The organism is Hymenobacter negativus, assembly GCF_017571495.1.
GTDB classification, from domain to species: Bacteria; Bacteroidota; Bacteroidia; order Cytophagales; family Hymenobacteraceae; genus Hymenobacter; species Hymenobacter negativus.
This window is the reverse complement of sequence record NZ_JAGETZ010000019.1, coordinates 35,719-57,183: the sequence shown is the minus strand read 5'-3', so window position 1 is coordinate 57,183 and position 21,465 is coordinate 35,719. Positions and strand designations below refer to the sequence as shown.

Sequence of the window (21,465 nt, the reverse complement as noted above, 5' to 3'; positions counted from 1 at the left end):
GGCAAGAAAATGTTATTACCTGGCTCTTGCCCTCCTACCCTAATGCTATACGCTCAGAATTTCCACCATCCGCATGAAGCTCTGGTTGATAAGCTTTTTCTTGTTGATGGTATCCGTGAAGGGGGTATATACCAGTTTCTTGTCGATAATACCGGCCATCACATTGCGCATGCCATTCATGAGGCCCTCTACGGCGGCGATACCAAGCTGAGAAGCCAAGAGGCGGTCGGCGGCGGTCGGCGAACCGCCACGCTGAATGTGCCCCACGATGGTGACGCGGGTATCGAGCTGCGGAATGGCTGTCTTCACCCGGTCGGCGACCTGGGTCGCGTTGCCGGGCTCGTCGCCCTCGGCCACAATGACGATGAACGAAGTTTTGGAACGCTGCCAGCCCGATTGCAGCGTGTCAATCACCACATCGGTGCTCATTTGGGTTTCCGGAATCATCACGATTTCGGCTCCGCCCCCAATGGCGCACGGAATGGCGATGTAGCCCGAGTCGCGGCCCATCACTTCCACAAAAAAGCAGCGGTCGTGCGAGTCGGCCGTGTCCCGTATTTTGTCGATACACTCCAGGGCCGTATTCACAGCCGTGTCGTAGCCAATGGTATAATCGGTGCCGTAGAGGTCGTTGTCAATCGTGCCCGGTGCGCCCACGGTTGGAATACCAAACTCTTCCTCAAAAATCATGGCTCCGGTGAAGGTACCGTTGCCGCCAATGGCTACCAGCCCCTCAATGCCGTTGTTAACCAGCTGGTCAAATGCCTGTTGGCGACCTTCCTTGGTCATGAACTTCATGCTGCGGGCCGATTTGAGGATGGTACCACCCTTCTGCACTGTGTTCGACACCGAAGCCGAATCCAGACGCACAAACTCGCCCTTAATCATGCCGCTATAGCCGCGCATAATGCCATAAACCTCAATGCCATGGTAGGTAGCGGTCCGCACCACCGCCCGAATGGCGGCATTCATGCCCGGCGCGTCGCCCCCACTGGTAAAAACTGCTATTCTCTTCATCTGGACTTTCGTAAAGCAAGTGAGCACGCAAATGGCGCTCAAACCCCACAAAGTTGGTGAAATGAATGCAAACGCACTGCAACCTTAGCCAAATGCCGGGCCACCGGCAATTATCTTTTTTTTATGTTTTACGTAGTTAGAGCGTGGTAATTGGGAAGTTTCTCCTGTATATTACCTCAAGAATCGCCGTTGGAGGCCCAAAATCATTCCTCACTTCCTAATTCCCACGTTTTATGTTCGGTTTCTTCGAAAATGAGCAGGCTAAAAAAATTAAGAGCCACTTGCTGAATCTTGCAGCCTTGGCCAAAGCCGACGGCCACATCGACGCCCGAGAGATGAGCTTCATCACGGCCGTGGGTAAAAAAAACGGCATCAGCGCATCCGAGGTGCAGGCATTGGTTTCGGGGTCCAAGGGGGCCAGTAATGACCTTCCAACCACCGATTCTGAGCGTTTTGACCAGATTTTCGACCTTGTCGACATGATGCTGGCCGACGGCATTGTTGATGAAACCGAGATGGATTTCTGTATTATTATGGCCGAGAAGCTGGGCTTCCGAAAGGCCATTGTGGGCGTGCTGGTTCGCAAAATCTCACAAGGCGTAAAAGATGGCCTTTCCAAGGACAGAATCAAGGAAGAAAGTAATTCTTTTTTGAACTATAACGAGTTACCTCGACCAAATGTGCCGGCATAGCTGCTGGCTAACTAGTGAGATAGTGCACTGGTGGGTTTGATGTTCTGCTTGCGCAAGCTGCGCCGCCTAAACATCAAACCCACCTTTTTACTGTTTCACCATTTCGTCAATAGCACGCAGCAGCGCGGCACAAGCTTCGTCAATCTCAGCCTCACTAATGGTGAGCGGTGGGGCCAGCCGGAGGGAGTTGTCGCAGAAAAGAAACCAATCGGTCAGGATGCCTTCGTGCTCTAAGGCGTGGTCGATGATGGGCTTCAGGACGGCAAAAGAGTCGAATTCGACTGCCATCAGCAGGCCGCAGCCACGTACGGCTCGAATGGCTGGGTGCCGCAGCTGCGCCCGGAACCTTGCGGCTTTGGCCGGCACGCCAGCCGGCAGCTGTTCGTCCTGCATTACTTGCAACGTGGCCAGGGCCGCCGCGCAACTCACCGGATGGCCGCCAAAGGTGGTGCAATGCCCCAAAATTGGGTTGGTTTTGAAGCCGGACATGATTTCGGTGCTGGAAATGAAGGCCCCAATGGGCATTCCGCCCCCCATCCCCTTAGCACACACCAGAATATCAGGCTCAATGCCAAACTGCTCGAATGCCCACATGCTGCCGGTGCGCCCGTAGCCGCATTGAATCTCGTCGAGGATGAGCAAGGCACCTACTTCGGTGCAGCGCGCGCGCAGGGCAGGCAAATAGCCGGGGCTGGGCACGCGTACGCCAGCTTCGCCCTGCACCGTTTCGATGATGACGGCCGCGGTGTGCTCGTTGATGTGCGCGAGGTCGGCCAACTCGTTGTGACGGATGTGGCGCACGTCCGGCAGCAGGGGCCGGAAGCTGTTTTTGAAGCTCTCGGAACCAGTGATGGACAATGCCCCGTGCGTGGAGCCGTGGTACGCATTGATGCACGAAATAAGCCCGGTGCGGCCGGTGTGGCGCTTGGCTAGCTTCAGCGCGCCCTCAATGGCCTCGGCACCAGAGTTGGTAAAAAACACCGAATCGAGCTGCACGGGCAGGGTTTTGTGGATGGCCTCGGCCAGTTGAGCGGGCACGGCCTGCACCAACTCACCGTATACCATCAGGTGCAGGTACTTATCGAGCTGGGCCTGGATGCTGGCCAGCACACGCGGGTGGCGGTGGCCCACGTTGCTCACACCGATGCCCGAAATCAGGTCGAGGTAGCGGCGGCCGTCGGGGCCGTACATATACACGCCCTCGGCCCGCTCAATTTCCAGCAGCAGCGGGAAATCGGAGGTTTGGGCTTGGTGGCGCAGGAACAATTGGCGGGAGGTAAGGACCACAGAGTTATTGGATTAGTCGAATTTTTAGAAACGATTCGTTGGCACAGCTTCGCTGGTCATGTTGAGCAAGGCGAAACCGCTTTATTACCGCTGCGTGATACGCCAAAACGCCGACGGATTCTTACCAACAGGCGAAGCTTTCCTTCGATTATTTCACAAAAATAAAGAGGCCGCTGCGGGGCAGCGGCCTCTCGGCATAACTCAGGAAAAACGAACTCAGTCGGTACCAATGGCAGGCTGAGTGACCGCGCCGGCCACGCGCTGGATGACTTCCTTGGTAAAATCACGCTCGGCCTGAAACAGCTGGGCCACCTGACGCAGGGAAATAACTTTCTGGAATTTATCGAAATACTCCTTTTCCAGATTCAGCTCCTGCTGGCGCATGGCGAAGGCCTGCGTGAAATTGTCGCGGATTTGCTGGTCAGTCATGCCTTCGGTTACGTCGCGGCGCAGCAGACGGCCACTGCGGTTGAACTCGCGGCGGCGAGTTGAGAATTCGTTGTAGAGCGGCCAGAATTTCTGGGCCTGGTCCTGAGTTAGAGAAACCCGGTTGGTGATGAAGGCAATTTTGGCGTTTTCGAGCTGGCCGAGGCGTTGCCCTTTGCGGCCTTTGCCCGGCCCGGCCTGGGCATGCGCGGCGGGCGCCAGCATTAGCAGCAACGCAGCTAAACTCAGCAAACGAAACACGGATGAAAAAACGAACATGATAGTGGAACGGAGATTATAAATAGGTGGCATCATCGGAAGGCTGCGCGTCGAGGGCTTCATTCAGTTCGTCTTCTGACACCTGCAAAAAGCCTTTGGCAATACCAGGATGACCGGCCGTAAGAATGGCCAAATCGCTGCTTTCGACCTGGGCACCACTCGTGAGCAGGTAGCCCACCAACTCGGTACGCGGCACCGCGTCGAGGGCGGCAGTGGGCGCAGTGGCAGGCACCAGCGGCGCCGAGCCACTCATATAAAAAGAGGCCGCAAAACCGCCCAGCACTGCGACCGAGGCCAGACTGGTACGCAAGGCCGGCGACAGAAAGCGGAGCCAGTTCCAGCCTGTAGCTTGTTGGGTTTCAGCCTGGGGCAGCCGGGCCATTATTTGGGTGGGCAATTTATCAAAATAGCCAGCGGGCGGCTCGCTCAGCAGCGGACGGGGCCGCCGGGGATGCGCATCTAGCTTGAAAGCAGTTTTCATGACGGTAGGATGAAATAGCAGGGACGGCGTTTAATTACGCCGGTAAAAAATTGTGCGGAGCGGAGTTATTCGTCGGTATTGCGGGTCACGTATTCTTCCACTTTTTTCACGGCGTGGTGGTAGCTGGCCTTCAACGCGCCCACGCTGGTGCCCGTTACTTCGGCCATTTGCTCGTAAGGCATTTCGTCGTAGTAGCGCAGGTTGAAGACGAGGCGCTGCTTATCAGGCAGGCGCAGGATGGCTTTTTGAAGCTTTAGCTCAATCTCGTCGCCGGCAATGGCGGGGTCGGCTTCGATTTTGGCGGCCAGTTCGGCGCCTACGTCTGTGAGAGGCAGCAGAAACTTGCGGCGCTTACTGCTCAGGAAATTCAGGCACTCGTTGGTGGCAATGCGGTAAATCCAGGTGAAAAGCTGGGCATCCTGGCGGAAGTTTTCGAGATGCTTCCACACCTTCACAAACACGTCCTGGGTAAGGTCGTCGGCATCGTCGTGGTCCACCACCATCTTGCGCACGTGCCAGTACACCTTGCTCTGGTACTTGCGCACGAGCTGGTTGAACGCCAGGTTACGACTGGCGGGGTCCTGGAACTTGGTGAGGATTTCGTGGTCTTCCAAACGCGAAGGGAATCTTGCCTGGGCGGCGAAGGCGGGTGTTTGACGCCCAGGCAAAGGTTGCGTTTAATGCCGGTGGCGAAAAATATTGGGGCTGTAGCACCATGCGCACAGGCGTCGGGCGGCATTTGCCACCACAGCCATTGATTACCAGCATCAAATTACGCCTCTGCTTCTAGTATATTATTGTTTATATATTGTAAGCAAGAATCCATCATCCTATCTAGCCTTCAACTACCTATCGCATGCAACCAACCTTCTGCCCAGGAAATCTCAACTCGCCACTACTACCCTGAAAACAGACAGAGCCATGAGAAAACTTTTTGTAATCCAGTTGCTTGCCGGCATCCTGGGACTAACGCTGCACACAGCCGCCCAACAGCTCAACCAATCCAAAGAAGACGCCGCGCTTCGATTGGTGGTGGCAAATTATGAAAACGCCTGGAACCGTCACGATGCAAAAGCCCTGGCCGAACAATACCACACCGATGCCACTTGGGTCAATTGGTTTGGCGCTTACTCGAAAGGACGGCAAGAAATTCAGGAACACTACCAAACCGTACACAGCACGTACTTCAAAGCCTCGCACTATTATACCCGTTCCATTGAGGATGTGGCTTTTGTGAAACCGGACGTGGCCATTATGCACGTGCGCACCGGGCTCACCGGCGACGAACGTTACCCCGGCCAAACCTTCGAGTTTCGCAGAACCATTGTGCTTACCAAACGCGACGGCGCCTGGCGTATTCTGGCTGGGCAGAACGCAAAGCTGAACGAGGGAATCAAATAAAGCGCTACTCAATCGCCGCTTCGCTTACCGGCCAGCCATCCCGTGTTGCAAGCCTTTTCTTCTTACTTCAGCAAGGCCTTGCTAGTAGCTGGGATGCGCCACGAGCCAGCGGCTAATGACTACCTACCCGCCCTACTCCGGACAGCCTGAGATTATAACCGGCCCATTGGAGCAAGCAGTCTTACTTGGGTGGAATAACGCACTATTCATGGTTGGTCATATTGCTGCCACAGACACAAGCTGCACGTTGCGACAACTCAACTGTTGTGCGTCATCCACAAAAGAGCGGTTACCTCAAACTTGAACATTCTTAATAGCAGAAGCCATGTCAACCCATAAATTAACCCTCTGTCTTTTCTTAGTCTTTGTCAGCTTCTCTTCGTTTGCTCAAGGTGGCTCGCAAGCAATTGAGCGCGATAAAACAGCCATTGATAGTCAGGTGAACCGCATGGTTTCTGATTGGAACACCCACGAGTTTAAAAACATGGATGCATATGTCACAGAAGATGTTGACTGGGTCAACATTGTGGGGATGTGGTGGAAAGGAAAAGCGGAAGTAAAAAGCTCCCACCAAACCGGGTTTGATTATTTTTTTAAAGGAGTTCCTTTCACACGGAAGAGTTTAGACATCCGGTTTCTGACAAGTGATGTGGCCATTGCGCATCTGGTTTGTCATGTGGGTTCGCTTTTCCCACCCGATGGCATCGACCGGGTTACGAACAGGACGCCCGAAACCGATAATCTCCTGACGTTGGTTTACGTGAAAAAGAACGGCACTTGGCTCCTTTCCTCCGGACAGAACACCCTCATTGACCCGAGAGCCACTAAACTACCAACAACTCATTAGCGGTTGAATACTAGTACCTTTTTGTTGATTTTTTAGCATCAAAAAGCCCCCACAGCTTCAGTAGCTGCGGGGGCTTTTTGATTAACCGACGGACATTATTTTTTGCGCTTCATCACCGCCTCCACGGCCTCCACAATGGCGGCTTCGTTGAGGTGGTACTTTTCCATCAACTGGTCGGGGGTGCCGCTTTCGCCGAAGCTGTCGTGCACGGCCACCATTTCCAGGGGCAGGGGCTCTTCGCGGGCCAGCAGTTGAGCGATGCTGTCGCCGAGGCCACCGTTCATCTGGTGCTCTTCAGCCGTTACCACGCAACGGGTTTTGCGCACCGAGGCCAGGATGGCCTCGTCGTCGAGCGGCTTGATGGTGTGGATGTTGATAATTTCGGCGTTAATACCTTTCTCAGCCAGGAGCTTACCGGCGAGCACAGCTTTCCACACCAGGTGGCCGGTGGCGAAGATGCTCACGTCAGTGCCTTCGTTCAGGGTCCAGGCTTTGCCGATTTCAAACTTCTGGTCGGCGGGCGTGAAGTTGGGCACCACAGGGCGACCGAAGCGCAGGTACACCGGGCCTTCGTAGTCGGCGATGGCGATGGTGGCGGCTTTGGTCTGGTTGTAGTCGCAGGGATTGATGACGGTCATGCCGGGCAGCATTTTCATCATGCCCAGGTCTTCCAGAATCTGGTGGGTGGCGCCGTCTTCGCCCAGCGTGAGGCCAGCGTGCGAGGCGCAGATTTTCACGTTCTTGCCCGAGTAGGCAATGCTCTGGCGAATCTGGTCGTAGACGCGGCCGGTGCTGAAGTTAGCAAAGGTGCCCGTGAAGGGAATTTTACCGCCAATGGTCATGCCCGCGGCCACGCCCATCATGTTGGCCTCGGCAATGCCTACCTGGAAAAACCGGTCGGGGTTTTCCTTCTTGAAGGCGTCCATTTTGAGCGAGCCGGTGAGGTCGGCGCAGAGGGCGACTACGTTGGGGTTGGTTTTGCCCAGCTCGGCCAGGCCAGCGCCGAAGCCGCTGCGGGTGTCTTTGGATTCGGTGTAGGGGAAGTCTTTCATTGGGATGTTTGGGTTGAGGGCCGCGAGCGGCTTTGGCATTGAAATGAGTTTAACGCTGAATGCGTTTTTGATTTACATGACTCCGCACAGCTTCTGCGGCGGCTCGGTCATGCGGATGTTGAATCTGGTAAACCATCAACGTTACTAATTTGGGGTCGTCGCGATGTAACTGGCGCATTAGGGTTTCAGACGACACGCATAGCATTGAGCTACCAAGTATAGCGAGCGTAAACGCACGCATATTCATCCGCTGGCTAAAAGCCATTACTACCACGATGATGAGCAACCAGCCGGTGCCGGCTAACAACATTGTGGAATATCCAGTCCAAAACATTAGTTTGCAAAGTGTTCCGAATAACACAACTGCACCAGCTATACCAATAATTTTGGGGGAAAGAATATTCAGAAAAAAGGAAGACTCTTTCTCCCGCTCTTCTTGCATGGTGATAGGTTCAAAATACGGCTCATACCTATCAATTGAATTATAAGGGGAGAAAGCACTTAGGAAACTGACTACTGCGAGATTGTAAAAAGCTACAATCAACAAAGTAGCCCACCCTGCCAACTGATACCAACTGGCTACAAAACCCCAGAAAGTAACGAACCACAGTAGCCATTCCATTTTAGGAAGGAGTACATCATACAGAAAGCTTTTAATAGGCTCTTGCGCTTCCATTACTACTTCCCAAAAATGGCTACTGAAGTCGTCTGCCCGCTACGAATGCTGAAGTTGCGCACATCGGTGTACTTGCTACCATTGCTGGTGGCAGTGCGGAATACCAAGCGGTAAGCACCGGGCTGCATGGGCAGGTTGATTTTGCTGCTGCTGCCTTCGGGTAGGCTATAAATCCAGGTCTGGGATTCGTCGTCGTTGAGCTGGTAGATGCTGCCGAAGCCTTTCAGGTCGGAGGTGACGTTGAGGGTGCCGGGCGAGTCGTAGGTGAAGGTGTATTCCTGGCCTTGCTTGATAGTGATGCGGCGCACCGTGCGAGGCAAAGTCAGGGCTTCTACTTCGTAGTTGCCAGCCAGCAGCTTCTGGCGAGTGCCGAAGACGCCGGCTGTGACCGTGGCCCCGGCTTGGCTACGTACCACTGCCCGAATGGTGCCATATGGGTTGGGGGTGAGCGGCGGGTTTTGCAGCCAAAGCGTGCCCTGCGGTGTTTTGTAGGTGAGCACGTTGGCCTTGCCCGGGGTGATGGGGATGTTAGCCTGGCGCACGGGCGGCACCGTGTTTATCACGAGGTCGTAACTCTGGAGGGCGTCGATATCGAGCACGTCGGCTTTGCCCTGGGCATCGCGGTAGTGCACGTAGTTATACTCCGGCTGCTCGGTCACGTTGTTCACGAAAGTCATGTTGACGTTGCTTTCCACGGGCTTGCCGTTGGCATCGGTAAGGTTCACCGATACAGTGGTTTTGCTCAGGGTCTTGGCGATGACATCGTTCATTACCGTGCGGAAGGTGGCTACTTCGGCAGCATTGTAGTACTGGCCGAGGCATTCCAACTGCTTGCCAAAATCCCGCTCGGCCCCGATGCCAATGACGAAGGGCTTGAGGAAAACGTGCTTGCGCTGCAAGGCGATGGAAGCCGCGCAGGGGTCGCGGTTGCACGATTCGAGACCGTCGGTTATTAGCAGCAGCACGTTGCGCGACGACTTATCCGTTGGAAAGTCGTTGGCCGATTGCAGCAGCGAATACGTGATGGGCGTGTTGCCCTGGGCCTTCAGCTCGGTCAGCTTTTTCTTGATGGCCGCCGCGTTGCGCGGAGCAAACGGCACTTCGAGCCGCGAGTCCTCGCAGTTTTTTTCCGAGTTGGGGTATTGGTGGCCGTACACGCGCAGGGCTACCTCCAGGTTGGGGTAGGTATTGAGCGAGTCGACCATTTTGCTGAGCATGCGCTTGGCCACGTTCCAGCGGGGCTGGCCTTCCCAAGGCGCCATCATCGAACCCGACGCATCAAGCAGAAACAGGATGCGGGTGACTTTGGACTTTTCGACGGGTGCATTTTGGGCGCGGGCGCTTTGCGAACCGAACAACAGTCCCAACAGTAGCACCGCCCAGACGGCAAACCTCCCCCCCGGCCCCTCTCCAAGAGAGAGGGGAGCCTGACGATTACCGTTGAGGCATTTCCGGTGCCCCCTCTTTTTGGGAGAGGGGGTCAGGGGGTGAGGTTGACGTGAGCACATCATGCTAGTAGTCGCCTTCGGTTCCTACTTTCAGCTCATCGAGAGCGGTGGCCAGCTGGGCATCGTTCGGCGCGACGCCGTGCCACTTGTGGCCATCCATCATGAAATCAACGCCGAAGCCCATTTTCGTGTCCATGATGAACATGACGGGTTTGGCTTTGCCGGCGGCGGCCACACAGTTTTCGAGGGTTGGGATGAGGGAATCGAAGTGGTTGCCGTCGCCTTCGATGACGTGCCAGCCGAAGGCTTTGAACTTGGCAGCTACATCGCCGAGGCCACCGATTTCGTCGGTCGAGCCGTCAATCTGCTGGCCGTTGCGGTCCACGATGGCAATCAGGTTGTCGATTTTGTGGTGGCTGGCGTAGAGGGCCGCCTCCCAGTTCTGGCCTTCTTCCAGCTCGCCGTCGCCCATGAGCACGAAGACGCGCTGCTTGTCGCCGTTCATTTTTTTGGCCTGGGCAGCGCCGCAGGCCACGCTCAGGCCCTGGCCCAGCGAGCCCGAGGCCACGCGCACGCCGGGCAAGCCCTCGTGCGTAGTGGGGTGGCCCTGGAGGCGCGAATTCAGCTTGCGGAAAGTGCTCAGCTCGCTGATGGGGAAGTAGCCCGACCGCGCTAAACACGAGTACATGGTAGCCGACGTGTGGCCGTTGGACAGGAAAAACAGGTCCTGGTCCTTGCCGTTCATATCGAAGGGCTCGGGGTGATGCTTCATCACCTTGAAGTAGAGAGCAACCAGCAAATCGGTGATGCCGAGCGAACCGCCGGGGTGGCCCGAGTTCACGGCATGCACCATGCGCACGATGTCGCGGCGCACCTGGGTGGCTATTTCCTTGAGCTCCTCGTTGGATTTCTCAGGTTGTTCAACGGTTTTGGCGGTGGTGGTATCGGCCATAAGGGTTCGGGTGAATGGGTTCAGTGGGTAAAGGTAACGAACGGCGGGATGCACGAACAGGCGTTTTTTAGGGCCAGCCTATTGCAATCGGTTGCGATAGAGCCGGCTGGAATAGGTGCTGGCAGTACGCAAATGCAAGGCATTTTGCCAAATGAAAACGGTGTTGGTACGCACGTATCGCAGGCCTCGCCGCGCGGAAATGCCCCTGGTACGTGCGTACGGTGGCCGTCGCCTTTCGGCATAGCGGCTAAAGCAGTTGGGCGGCGTGCTCCTTGGTATCTACTTTCTTGATAATCTTCTCAACCAAGCCGCTTTCGTCAATCAAAAACGTGGTGCGAACGGTGCCCATGTAAGTTTTGCCGTAATTTTTCTTCTCCTGCCACACGCCGTAGGCCTGCACAATGCTTTTGTCGGTATCGACGAGCAGCGGGAAGGGCAGGTCGTATTTGAGGGCGAATTTCTTGTGCGCCGCCTCGCCATCGATGCTCACACCGATGACCTGAATGTTCTTTGCTTTCAGCTCCTCCTGGTGGTCGCGCAGGTTGCAGGCCTGGGCAGTACAGCCCGGCGTGTCGTCCTTCGGATAGAAATACAGAGCCACTTTCTGGCCACGGAAATCTCTCAGGGAAACGGTATTGCCATCCTGGTCGATGGCGGTAAAGTCGGGGGCGGGTTGGCCGGGTTCGAGGGTCATGAGTTTTAAGGTATAAGGAGGCGAAGGCAGAGTCTGAGAGTATAGAGATGCGAGCGCAAGAGTTAACGGAACGAAAAGCACGCGGAACGTTCTAAATGCCGTCCTGCTCATGTGGCGTCCGCGCCGCCGAAGCATCTCGCTTGGGGTAGTAATTCAATCGCGAGAAAAAAGTTAGTGGTGGCATGCGAGATGCTTCGGCGGCGCGGACGCCACATGAGCAGGACGTTCTATTCGCTTTCGCCTCCTACCCAGCTTACAAGCTCAGCGGAATCACCCGCTCGTTGCCGGCCTGGTCCGTCAGGCGCAGTTCGGCGGGGCCGCGCAGGCGGGCGCCCACAGTGTCGGTGGCGATGGTGAACAGAGTCGAGTTCTTGTGCTCGAAGCGCAGCAGGCGGAATTTACCGCCAATGAGCAGGCGGAAGGTAGCCAGCCCCGAGAGGTCGTCGCCGACGCGGAAGAGCAGCTGCCCGCCGGGCCGGCCGATTAGGCTGGCTTTGGGGGCCACGGTATCCGTAAGGATGCGGTAGGAGGCAAACTGGCGGATGTTGGCCGTGATGTTGCCTTGCTCGTCCCACTTGCCGCCCAGATAGGCCCGGCCCCCTTTCGGCGTAGCCGCGTAGATGGCCGTGCGCTGCGGGTCGGCAGGCGGGGTGGTTTTGAGGGTGAGCACTGCCGTGTGGTAAAGCGGCAGCAGCGGCGAACCCACCGTCCAGAAGCCGTGGCCCGGCGGCTCGGGCTTGTAGGCGGTGCTCAGGTACAGGTTGCCGAACAGCGTTTCGGGGCCGAATACCAGGTTGAGGTGCGCTGTGGCGTAGCTAAATTCCTTGCCGGCCGGAATCATCACCTGCCGGTCAAACTTCTTGGTAATGCTGCCGAAGCGGATGGAATCGGGCAGGCCGGCGCGCAGGTCGTAGAGGTATACATTTTCGCTGTTCTGCGTGTAGCTGGGCCGGATTTCGAGGCGCCGGTTGCTACGCAACAGCGTTAGGTTGGCTGCTACCGAATCGGCACTGGGGTCGGCTACCACGGCTTTGAGCAGGTTGCGCGTTATCTCGAAGCGCAGGGCCGGCTTTTTCACGGCGGCCGAGCGGGTTTTGAAGTACTCCGGCTGCTCGCCGCGCAGCACCAAGTGCAGGAGCGTCTGGTTGTTGTAGGAATCGGCCAGGGTGATGTCGACGGCGTAGGTTTTGCCGGCTTCCACGGTCAGGCGGCCTTTGGTGGCACCGGTGGCGTACATGGCCAAGTCGTTGCCTTCGTCCACCCACAGCTTTTGCAGGGTGCGGCCCTGGGTGTTCTGGTACAGGAAATCAACGAAGTTGCCCACCTGCCGCGTGCCCGTCGGAAACGGTACCGCATCGATGGTGTGCTGGTAAAACGGCTGCCCGTTCACTGTCATGGTCACGCGCTGGATGCCGTTGCGGTTCCAGGCATTGTCAAACCTGTCGAAGCCCTGCACCAGCAGTCCCACCGTCCCGAAGGCGCTGATGGTATCGGTCCAGGTGGTGGCTACGCCCGGCCCCGGCTGCACCTTGGGCACAAACAGCGCCTTGGTAAACACCTTCTTCACCCGCGCCTCAATGCCCAGCGGCTCCACCGCAAAGGCCTGCAATGTAGGCGCCACATGGTCCTGAATCTCGGCAAAGCCGCCCCATTGCAGCGGGTTGTACTGCCGGTCCTGGGCATCGCGCACTTCCCAGTGCAGGTGCGGGCCAGCCGAGCCGCCGGTGTTGCCGCTCAGCGCCACCAGCTCCCCGCGCTGCACCGGAAACTGGTCCTTGGGCAGAAACATTTCCACCTCGTAGCTCTGCTTCTCGTACTGGCGGCGCAGCAGCTCGGCCGCCACGGGGCCCCGGAAGTCGTTGAGGTGGCCGTACACGGTGGTGAGCCCATTGGGGTGCGTGATGTAGAGCACGTTGCCATACCCAAACGACGACTGCTTGAGGCGCGAGATGTAGCCATCGGCGGCGGCGTACACGGGTTGGTTCACCCCACCACCGGTCTTGATGTCGAGCCCGCCGTGGAAGTGGTTGGGCCGCAATTCGCCCATGCTGCCGGCCAGGAAATTGGGCTTGCCCGGCGCAATGGGAAACATAAAGTAGCCGGGCGCCACTACCGGCCGGCCGCCGTTCAGCATCTCGCTCAGTCTGTGCTCGTGGTCGGAGGAGTCGGCCTCCTGGCTGCCAGCGTGGCGTGGCCACGAAGCTGTACAGGCCAGAAATAGGCCAAAAATCAGTGTTGCTTTATTCTTCAACTTGATATTCTAATGTCGGGGTGGAGCTTGCCCCCGCCCGGTGTTGAACGTTGGTTATTGCGCAAATAGCCGTTCAACCATGTCCGTTCAACGCCGGGCGGGCACAAGCACTGCCCCCACGCTTAACGTACGTTCAATTCCAACAGCTTCTCCCCTTCCAAATATCCGGTCAGCTGGTCGCCGATTTTTACCGGGCCTACGCCAGCGGGCGTACCGGTGAAAATCAGGTCGCCCATTTTCAGCGAAACGTATTTTGATACGAAGCTGATGATTTTGGCAAATGGGTGCAGCATGAGGCTGGAGTTGCCGGTCTGGCGGGTTTCGCCGTTCACTTCAAGGTGGAAGTTGATGTTGGCCAGGTCCGTAAACTCGGCCACATGCTTGAAGGTGGGCGAAATCGGAGCCGAGCCGTCGAAGGCTTTGGCCAGTTCCCAGGGCAGGCCTTTCTTCTTCAGCTCGCTTTGCAAGTCGCGGGCAGTGAAGTCGATGCCCAGGCCGATGGCATCAAAATACGTGTGAGCGAAGGACTCTTCAATGTGGCGGCCGTTCTTGCTCACGCGCAGTACCAATTCCAGCTCGTGGTGGATGTCCTGCGAGAATTCGGGAATGAAGAACGGCTGGCCGCGTTGGAGCAGTGCCGTTTCGGGCTTCATAAAAATGACGGGCGCCGACGGCACTTCGTTCTGTAGCTCGGCAATGTGGTCGGCATAGTTGCGACCGATGCAAATGATTTTCATGGGGGAGAAAGGCTGGCGGGAGGGAAGTCAAAACTACGCCCTGGCGGCCGCTTGCGGCAACCAAAAGCTGGTTTTTCGCCTGTCCTACTGCCGCTGCAAAACATTTTGCCGGCCTGTCGCCGTATAGGCGCCAACTGGCAGCCGACGCCGGGCTGCGTGCAGTCGGCGGTTGCTTCCACCTTTTTCTTTTCTTGCCCCATGCTCAAACACCTCACCCTCGCCGCCGGGCTGGCCTTTGTGTCGGCCTGCTCCACGGTGCCCATCACGGGCCGCAGTCAGCTCAGCCTCGTCAGCGACAGCGAAGTCAACTCCCTGGCCACAACGCAGTACCGCGAAGTCATCGCCAAAGGCCCGCTCTCCACCAACTCCGAGCAAGTAGCCCAGACGCGCCGCGTGGGCCAGCGCATTCAGCAGGCCGTTGAAACCTATTTCCGCCAGCAAAACGCCTCTGACCAGCTGGCTGGCTACCAGTGGGAGTTCAACGTCATCAACGATAAGCAGGAAAACGCCTGGTGCATGCCCGGCGGCAAAGTAGCCGTGTACACCGGCATCCTGCCCATCACGCAGGACGATACCGGCCTGGCCGTGGTGCTGGGCCACGAAATTGCCCACGCCGTGGCCAAGCACGGCAACGAGCGCATGAGCCAGGGCCTGTTGCAGCAGTATGGCGGCCAGGCGCTATCGGTAGCGCTGGCCAACAACAGCGCGGGCACGCAGCAGCTGGCGCTCCAGGCCTTCGGGGTCGGCTCGCAGGTGGGCCTGCTGAAATACGGCCGCAACCAGGAATCGGAAGCCGACCACCTGGGTCTGATTTTTATGGCCATGGCCGGGTACAATCCCGACGGCGCCGTAGCGTTCTGGCAGCGCATGGATGCCCGCTCCGGTGCCGCCGCGCCACCCGAGTTCCTCTCTACTCACCCTTCCAACGGCACCCGCATCGCCGACATTCAGCGCGAGCTACCCGAAGCGCGCAAGTACTACCGACCCAAATAATAGTGATTAAGGGTTAGTGATTAGTGGTTGATGGACATTGGCCAGCCGCTCCCACCAAATGCTTCTCTTTCACTAGCCGCTGATTATTAATCACTACTCATTAACCATTAAACATGAATTTTCTTCCTCGTCTGCTTGGTTTGGGCTTATTGAGCTTACTGGTCATGCTGCTCGTGATGTCGTGCGAAAGCACGAAGCCGGGCGGTGGTGAGTTTGGCAGCCCCAACCGCATCAAAGGCGAAGTAATTGCCAAGCCCGAAAGCCGGCAAATCGTGCATTTCACCGACAGCAGCACCGAATATATTACTCCGCGCAACGAGCTGGCGCAGGCCTTTATCCGGCAGTTTAACGATGGCACGGTCATCGACAAAGTGCTGGTGCGCAAAGCTCCGGCTGGCCCGAATGACCCCATCAGCTACTACATCATCGGTATGGGCCTGCGCTACGGCCGGTTTCGGGCCATGGCCTTGCCCCTCACCGCTGGCGGCGACAACACGTTTTACCTGCGCCCCAATGCCGAGTGCTACACCCTGACCGGCATTGGTTGTCCCACGTGTTTCTTTAACTTTGAGAACGGCCGCATTGTGGGCACCAGCTGCGACGAAAATTCCGGCGGCAACACCTGCGACCTCAAGGTTACCAACAGCGTCTCCCTTTTCGCCGCCAAATGACCACACGCAATAAATGGCTGCTCCGGGCGGCCCTCACCGCCCTGGCCCTGCTCATCACCACCGACCGCAAGCAGGCATCCGCACCGCCAGCATCAAAAAAGCCCGCTGAATAGCGGGCTTTTTTGATGGACTCTTTGTCAGGAATGAGCGACTGCGAAACGCTGAACCCGGTTCGCTAAGTCGCTGATATCGACTCGTTCGATTGGGTGTGGGGTATTGGGCAGCACCGCATAGTGGCCGTGTGGCAGTTGCGCAGCCAGGGTTCTGCTGGCGTCTCCCCGCTCGGGGGTTAGGTCGCCATCGCCCATCAGCACTTGCACGGGCACGGATAATGCGGCGAAGTCGGTGGCCGTTAGCGGCGGGTTAGCCCCGGCAGCTGCCATCAGGCTGGCTACGCCCCGCACTACGGCGGCCCAGTCGGCCGGAGCATGGCGCTGGCGCAGTACTTCAACAAAAGCCGGTACTTTCGCCAGCATCTTATCCGGGTCGAGCAAGCGCGCTTCGGCTGCCGCCGACTCGGGCGACCAATCCAGTTTGGTCCCTAGCGTGGTGATGGATGCAAAGCGCTTCGGTTCTTGGCTGGCGGCCAGCAAGGCAGCGTAGCCGCCCATACTGTAGCCAAAAACGTGTACAGGCGCCGTTTCCTGCTCGACTAAAAAAGCCAACACTTCTGCCGCGAAGTGCGGCAGGTTAAAGGTTTCCGTGTCAACCTCGCGTCCGCCGTGGCCGGCAAAGGCAAATGATTTGACCGTAAAATCCCCGGCCAGCCGCTTGGCCAGCGGTTGCAGGGTTTCGGGGCTACCCAAGGCCCCGTGCAGCAGCAGCAGCGTTGGCTTTTCCATTAACCGGTGATTTCAGTGGCCAGTGCAGCCAGGTCTAGGCCATCAAACGTACCCGAGGACATGAGCAACAGGTTGGCATTGGCCCAGTTCTGGCTGCGTAAAAATGCCGCCAGCTCGGCGCTATCGGTAATCACTTTGATATCGGGGCGCTGAAAGGCTTCGGCCACGGTAGCAGCGGCCAGCGGCGGCAGGCGCTTGTGTTCCAGCACGTGCGGGTTGAAGTATACCACCGCTACGTCGGGCGCATCGAAGCAGTGCGCGTACTGCGGCAGAAAGGCCGGATTGAGGCTACTGAAGGTGTGCAGCTCCAGGCAGGCCACGAGGCGCCGCTGCGGAAACTGCTTTTTCAAAGCCGTGGCCGTGGCTTTAAGCTTGCTGGGCGCGTGGGCAAAATCCTTATATACCACCGACGTAGCTCCCTGCCGCACCAGCTCCAACCGCCGTGCTGCACCAGGGAACGTAGCCACAGCCCGGAAGAAATCTTTGCCTTTGATGCCCAACTGCTTGCACACCTCCTTGGCGGCCGAAATGTTGCGCAGGTTGTGCTCGCCAAATACCTGTACTGGCACCTCCTCGTCCTTCTTATTCAGCAAAAACGTGCGCCCGTCGCGGATGACGTGCTCGTGCGGACCGTAGCCGATGTAGGTCACGTCGGGATTGGTGGGCACGGCAATGAGTTGGGTTTGCTCGTCGTCGCGGTCGTAGATGAGCACGCCGGCTTTGGGCGTCATATCGGCGAAAATGCGGAATTGCTCGCGGTAGATTTCCTCGGTCGGAAACACGTTGATGTGGTCCCAGCTGATGCCTGAAATCACCCCAATGTGGTGCTGGTAGAGGTGAAACTTCGGCCGCCGGTCTACCGGCGATGACAAATACTCATCGCCCTCGATGATGATAATGGGCGCATCCTCCGTCAGCTGCACCATTAAATCGAAGCCCGCCAGCTGCGCCCCCACGGCATAGTCGAACTTGCGCCCGTGAAACCGCAGCACGTGCAGAATGCAGGCTGTAATGCTGGTCTTGCCGTGCGAGCCGCCGATGACGATGCGCTGCTTATCGCGGCTGGCTTCGTAGATATATTCGGGAAAAGAGTAGATTTTCAGGCCTAGCTCCTGCGCACGGAGCAGTTCGGGGTTGTCGGGGCGGGCATGCATACCCACAATGACAGCCGACAAATCGGGCGTGATGCGGCTGGCATCCCAGCCCTCCTGGGCCGGCAGCAAGCCGGCAGCAGCCAGACGGCCCTTAGCGGGCTCAAAAATTTCGTCGTCGGAGCCCGTGACGTGGGCACCCCGGCGGTGCAGGGCCAGCGCCAGGTTGTGCATGATGCTGCCTCCCACCGCAATCAGGTGGATGGCTTGGCTTGTGCCAACGTGTTGTGCGGGCTGGGTGGGACTAAGGGCGGATTCCAAATCAGGTAGTGAATTAGTTATTCGTTGTCAGTTGCTGGTTGTCAGTTATCAGGAATGAGATACCCAGAAATTAGTTGTAAGCACTTCATTCCTGATAACTGACAACCAGCAACTGACAACTGGAAAGCAAGGGCGCGAAAGTACAAACGCCCGGCCGCCGCAGCCATTGCCTAGCCAAAAGAATCGGGTTTGTCGCCACTCTTTTCCGCATCGCCGGGGTTAACTTTGTAAGTACTGCATGCCGTACTTACCCCTCTTGAACTGCCTGCACCGGTCTTAGGCTTTGCTTAGCAGCATTGCCTATTTCTTCTGTTACAATACCTTCCTGTCACCTTCCGCCCTTCCCATGCCCGACCAAATGGACGACCGCCTGAAACAATCCGCAGCCCGAGCCAAAGCGGCCTGGAGCAACCGGGGCGGTGTGGTTGTTCCCGCCAATGCCAGCGCGGCCGGCAAGTTGCCGCCCCAAGCTCCTGAGCTCGAAATGGCCGTGCTCGGCGCCCTGATGCTGGAAAAAGATGCCCTTACCTCGGTGATTGACCTGCTCAAGCCCGAGAGCTTTTACAAGGATGCGCACCAGCGCATTTACCGCGCCGTCATCCGGCTGTTTGACAAATCTGAGCCCATCGACCAACTTACGGTGGTGCACGAGCTACGCGAGATGGGCGAGCTCGAAGCCTGCGGCGGCCCCTTCTACGTAGCCAACCTGACGCTGAAAGTAAACTCGGCGGCCAACGTGGAATACCACGCTCGTATCATCACCGAAACGGCTATCAAGCGCGAGCTGATTCGCATTTCCAGCGAAATCCAGCGCGATGCCTTCGAGGATACCACCGACGTATTCAAGCTGCTTGACGACACCGAATCGGCCTTGTTTGAGGTTTCGGAATCCAACATTCGGAAGAACTTTGATGACATGCGGAGCTTGATGGGCAAAGCAATCAAAGAACTGGAAGAAAAGAAAAACCAGTCGGATGGCCTGACCGGCGTGCCCACAGGCTTCACCGCCCTGGACCGCGTCACCAGTGGCTGGCAACCCTCTGACCTCGTGATTATTGCTGCCCGGCCAGGGATGGGCAAAACCGCCTTCGTGGTTTCGGCCATGCGCAACGCGGCAGTCGATTTTAAGAAGGCAGTGGCCATTTTCTCGCTGGAAATGTCTTCGCTGCAGTTGGTTAACCGTCTAATTTCAGCAGAAGCGGAGCTGGATTCGGAGAAAATCAAGAAGGGCAGCCTAGCCGACCACGAGTGGCAGCAGCTCAACCACAAAATCACGGCCCTCTCGGCGGCCCCCATTTACATCGACGACACGCCGGGCCTGAGCATCCGGGAGCTGCGCACCAAGTGCCGCCGGCTGCGCTCGCAGAAGGATGTGCAGATGATTATTGTCGACTACCTGCAGCTGATGAGCGGCAATACCGACGGCCGCGGCGGCAACCGTGAACAGGAAATTGCCAGTATCTCGCGGGCCCTCAAGGGCATTGCCAAGGAGCTAAACGTGCCCGTGCTGGCGCTGTCGCAGCTTTCGCGCTCGGTGGAAACGCGTGGTGGCGACAAGAAACCGCAGCTGAGCGACCTTCGCGAATCGGGCTCCATCGAGCAGGATGCCGACATGGTAATCTTCCTCTATCGCCCCGAATACTACGGCCTTGACCAGGATGCCGAAGGCAATTCGACCCAAGGTGTGGGCGAAGTCATCATTGCTAAGCACCGGAACGGCTCACTCGAAACGGTGCAGCTTAAGTTCATCGGCAAGTTCACCAAGTTTGCCGACCTCGATGGCATGGGCGGCGGTTTCGATAGCAGCGGCTACCAGCCCATGGGCCTACCGGCCAGCAATTTCGACAGCGAACCCAGCCCGTTTGCACCGAATACCATCAGATTGGGCTCGAAGATTAACGAGTCTCCGCAGGCCTTCCCGAAAGGCAACTTCAACACGCACGAAGAGCCACCTTTTTAAACTGTGCAGCCCGAGCCTTTATCTCTTAAGCCGCCGCTCTATTCAGCGCGGGCCATCCGCGGGTTTTGCATCCTGTTCAGCGCCATTGCGGGAGGGGCAATGATGTCGCAAAATCTGCGCGATGTGGGCCAGCCCGAAGCAGCCCGCAAAGCCCTGTGGGGCAGTATTGCTTACACGGTAGTCCTGTTGTGGCTGACTTCCTACTTACCAGATAAGTTGAGTGGGAGTTGGTTGCCGCTGGTGGTAGGCTACGCAGGGGCCGTAGGTCTGGAAAGCTATTTCAAAAAATACGTGGAAAATCCGGCCGAATTTCCGGCTAAAAGCATCCGCAAGCCCTTGCTCATTTGCCTGGCAATCACGTTGCCACTTGTTGCCCTGATGGTTTACCTACTGACCATTGCGGGGACGGCCGACAATAGCCCTTTTCCTTATTAATGAAGCTGCTGACAACAATATCGAGACGCGAAGGGACGCGTCTCGATATTGTTGTCAGCAGTTGCTTGTTGAGCAGTTTTACTGGCTTAAGCAGGCAGTAAAAACACCTACCAGGAGTTACTCCAGCGCGGACGTGAGGCTGCAGGTGCTTTCGAAGCGTAGCAGCTCCGGGCTCATTTTGAAGCCCCGGCCCCCGAAGCTTTTGCTGTAAAGCTCGATGTCAGCGGCCGGACGCTGCCAGCCGCTGTGACTGCTTTCGGGACTGGACGAATCACTGGCTTCGAGCACGGCCCCGCGCCGAACGTGTAAGGCGGCACACATTTTATCAGCGGTTTTTCCGGCATCTACCAGGGCCAGTACGTCGGCTTCGCGGCGCAGGCTGTCGGCGCGGCTGTGGCCGTAGCTCAGGTCCTTGATGCGGCTGATGCGGGTGGCCAGCAACTCTTCGAGGTAGGGCGACAGCCGACGCAGGTCGTTGATGCGGACCGTGACCGACTGCGAAGAGTTGAATCCCGTGAAGACTTCTTTGCCCTTCACATACCCAAACTCCTTATTGGAGGAAGTGCTGCTCACGCGCACGTCATTCGTGCCCGGCGCGTAACGCTTGGAGAGCACCAGCACCTGGTCGACCACCGCCTGAACCTCGGTTACGGCGTCCTTAAGCCGGGGGCGGGTGAAGTCGGCATCCACCGTCAGCTCGGCGTAGTCGGGGTAGACGGTGACGCTGCCGTAGCCGACGCTCCGCACTTGGCGGGGTGGGTTGGCGCTAGGGTTGGTCTGACAGGCACTCAGCGCGAGCAAGGCGAGAAAGGCACTGGAATTCTGGATTGTCATCATAGCAGTTGTTTTGATTGCAACGCGGCACATACTTCAATATTGCTCAGTCAACCGGGTGTCGGGAGGGTACCCGTT

Annotated in this window: 22 protein-coding genes; 7 read left to right on the top strand and 15 right to left on the bottom strand. The window is 57.4% G+C overall.

All coding sequences use genetic code 11. The annotated features are described in order from the left end of the window. Positions 1-45: 45 nt before the first annotated feature. Positions 46-1,017, bottom strand: a complete 972-nt coding sequence (gene pfkA, locus J4E00_RS26640) for a 6-phosphofructokinase (RefSeq protein WP_208178396.1) — start codon at positions 1,015-1,017, stop codon at positions 46-48. Positions 1,018-1,250: 233 nt separating this feature from the next. On the opposite strand from pfkA, the gene J4E00_RS26635 reads away from it, so the two are divergent. Continuing rightward, complete coding sequence (locus J4E00_RS26635) at positions 1,251-1,709, top strand: TerB family tellurite resistance protein (RefSeq protein ID WP_208178395.1); 459 nt, start codon at positions 1,251-1,253, stop codon at positions 1,707-1,709. An 87-nt stretch (positions 1,710-1,796) separates the two neighbouring features. Here the strand turns inward: J4E00_RS26635 and J4E00_RS26630 are convergent, their stop codons facing one another. The 4 genes from J4E00_RS26630 to J4E00_RS26615 all read right to left on the bottom strand — a co-directional run bounded on the left by J4E00_RS26630 (position 1,797) and on the right by J4E00_RS26615 (position 4,796). Beyond that, positions 1,797-2,996: an aspartate aminotransferase family protein gene (locus J4E00_RS26630; protein ID WP_208178394.1), complete on the bottom strand. Its 1,200-nt coding sequence runs from the start codon at positions 2,994-2,996 to the stop codon at positions 1,797-1,799. 216 nt (positions 2,997-3,212) lie between these two features. Continuing rightward, positions 3,213-3,701, bottom strand: coding sequence for a hypothetical protein (locus J4E00_RS26625; protein WP_208178393.1), 489 nt, complete (start codon positions 3,699-3,701; stop codon positions 3,213-3,215). Positions 3,702-3,717: 16 nt separating this feature from the next. After that, on the bottom strand, positions 3,718-4,182 hold the full coding sequence (locus J4E00_RS26620) for a hypothetical protein (RefSeq protein ID WP_208178392.1): 465 nt from the start codon (positions 4,180-4,182) through the stop codon (positions 3,718-3,720). Between the two features lie 65 nt (positions 4,183-4,247). After that, positions 4,248-4,796 (bottom strand): RNA polymerase sigma factor, encoded by a 549-nt coding sequence (locus J4E00_RS26615; RefSeq protein ID WP_208178391.1) that lies wholly within the window; start codon positions 4,794-4,796, stop codon positions 4,248-4,250. 307 nt (positions 4,797-5,103) lie between these two features. Here J4E00_RS26615 and J4E00_RS26610 point away from each other — a divergent pair, with 307 nt between their 5' ends. Together J4E00_RS26610 and J4E00_RS26605 are read left to right on the top strand one after the other, a co-directional pair. After that, positions 5,104-5,583, top strand: a complete 480-nt coding sequence (locus J4E00_RS26610; RefSeq protein WP_208178390.1) for an SgcJ/EcaC family oxidoreductase — start codon at positions 5,104-5,106, stop codon at positions 5,581-5,583. 325 nt (positions 5,584-5,908) lie between these two features. Further along, complete coding sequence (locus J4E00_RS26605; RefSeq protein ID WP_208178389.1) at positions 5,909-6,430, top strand: SgcJ/EcaC family oxidoreductase; 522 nt, start codon at positions 5,909-5,911, stop codon at positions 6,428-6,430. Positions 6,431-6,525: 95 nt separating this feature from the next. Here J4E00_RS26605 and J4E00_RS26600 read toward each other — a convergent pair whose 3' ends face one another. From J4E00_RS26600 to J4E00_RS26570, 7 genes are all read right to left on the bottom strand, one after another. After that, positions 6,526-7,482: a transketolase family protein gene (locus tag J4E00_RS26600; protein WP_208178388.1), complete on the bottom strand. Its 957-nt coding sequence runs from the start codon at positions 7,480-7,482 to the stop codon at positions 6,526-6,528. Between the two features lie 49 nt (positions 7,483-7,531). Further along, positions 7,532-8,158: a GldL-related protein gene (locus tag J4E00_RS26595; RefSeq protein WP_208178387.1), complete on the bottom strand. Its 627-nt coding sequence runs from the start codon at positions 8,156-8,158 to the stop codon at positions 7,532-7,534. Positions 8,159-8,160: 2 nt separating this feature from the next. Continuing rightward, complete coding sequence (locus J4E00_RS26590) at positions 8,161-9,534, bottom strand: vWA domain-containing protein (RefSeq protein ID WP_317196677.1); 1,374 nt, start codon at positions 9,532-9,534, stop codon at positions 8,161-8,163. A 136-nt stretch (positions 9,535-9,670) separates the two neighbouring features. Then, positions 9,671-10,558 (bottom strand): transketolase, encoded by an 888-nt coding sequence (locus J4E00_RS26585; protein ID WP_208178386.1) that lies wholly within the window; start codon positions 10,556-10,558, stop codon positions 9,671-9,673. 247 nt (positions 10,559-10,805) lie between these two features. Next, positions 10,806-11,252: a thioredoxin-dependent thiol peroxidase gene (gene bcp / locus J4E00_RS26580; RefSeq protein ID WP_208178385.1), complete on the bottom strand. Its 447-nt coding sequence runs from the start codon at positions 11,250-11,252 to the stop codon at positions 10,806-10,808. A gap of 253 nt (positions 11,253-11,505) precedes the next feature. Beyond that, on the bottom strand, positions 11,506-13,503 hold the full coding sequence (locus J4E00_RS26575; protein ID WP_208178384.1) for a M23 family metallopeptidase: 1,998 nt from the start codon (positions 13,501-13,503) through the stop codon (positions 11,506-11,508). A gap of 122 nt (positions 13,504-13,625) precedes the next feature. Beyond that, positions 13,626-14,240, bottom strand: coding sequence for a fumarylacetoacetate hydrolase family protein (locus tag J4E00_RS26570; RefSeq protein WP_208178383.1), 615 nt, complete (start codon positions 14,238-14,240; stop codon positions 13,626-13,628). A gap of 198 nt (positions 14,241-14,438) precedes the next feature. Here J4E00_RS26570 and J4E00_RS26565 point away from each other — a divergent pair, with 198 nt between their 5' ends. Beyond that, the gene (locus J4E00_RS26565) at positions 14,439-15,233 is read left to right on the top strand and encodes a M48 family metallopeptidase (protein WP_208178382.1); all 795 of its coding nucleotides are present in this window, start codon (positions 14,439-14,441) and stop codon (positions 15,231-15,233) included. A gap of 113 nt (positions 15,234-15,346) precedes the next feature. After that, positions 15,347-15,904 (top strand): hypothetical protein, encoded by a 558-nt coding sequence (locus J4E00_RS26560; protein WP_208178381.1) that lies wholly within the window; start codon positions 15,347-15,349, stop codon positions 15,902-15,904. Positions 15,905-16,041: 137 nt separating this feature from the next. Here the strand turns inward: J4E00_RS26560 and J4E00_RS26555 are convergent, their stop codons facing one another. Together J4E00_RS26555 and J4E00_RS26550 are read right to left on the bottom strand one after the other, a co-directional pair. Further along, on the bottom strand, positions 16,042-16,746 hold the full coding sequence (locus J4E00_RS26555) for an alpha/beta fold hydrolase (protein WP_208178380.1): 705 nt from the start codon (positions 16,744-16,746) through the stop codon (positions 16,042-16,044). Continuing rightward, entirely contained in the window at positions 16,746-18,158 is a 1,413-nt protein-coding gene (locus J4E00_RS26550; RefSeq protein ID WP_262898466.1) for a UDP-N-acetylmuramate--L-alanine ligase, read from the bottom strand. The genes J4E00_RS26555 and J4E00_RS26550 overlap by 1 nt, the downstream gene beginning before the upstream one ends. Positions 18,159-18,504: 346 nt before the next feature. Between J4E00_RS26550 and dnaB the strand changes: the two genes are divergently transcribed. Next, entirely contained in the window at positions 18,505-20,118 is a 1,614-nt protein-coding gene (dnaB, locus tag J4E00_RS26545) for a replicative DNA helicase (protein ID WP_208178379.1), read from the top strand. A gap of 99 nt (positions 20,119-20,217) precedes the next feature. Beyond that, positions 20,218-20,553, top strand: coding sequence for a hypothetical protein (locus J4E00_RS26540; RefSeq protein ID WP_208178378.1), 336 nt, complete (start codon positions 20,218-20,220; stop codon positions 20,551-20,553). Positions 20,554-20,670: 117 nt separating this feature from the next. Here J4E00_RS26540 and J4E00_RS26535 read toward each other — a convergent pair whose 3' ends face one another. Then, on the bottom strand, positions 20,671-21,390 hold the full coding sequence (locus J4E00_RS26535; protein ID WP_208178377.1) for an SIMPL domain-containing protein: 720 nt from the start codon (positions 21,388-21,390) through the stop codon (positions 20,671-20,673). Positions 21,391-21,465 lie beyond the last annotated feature (75 nt).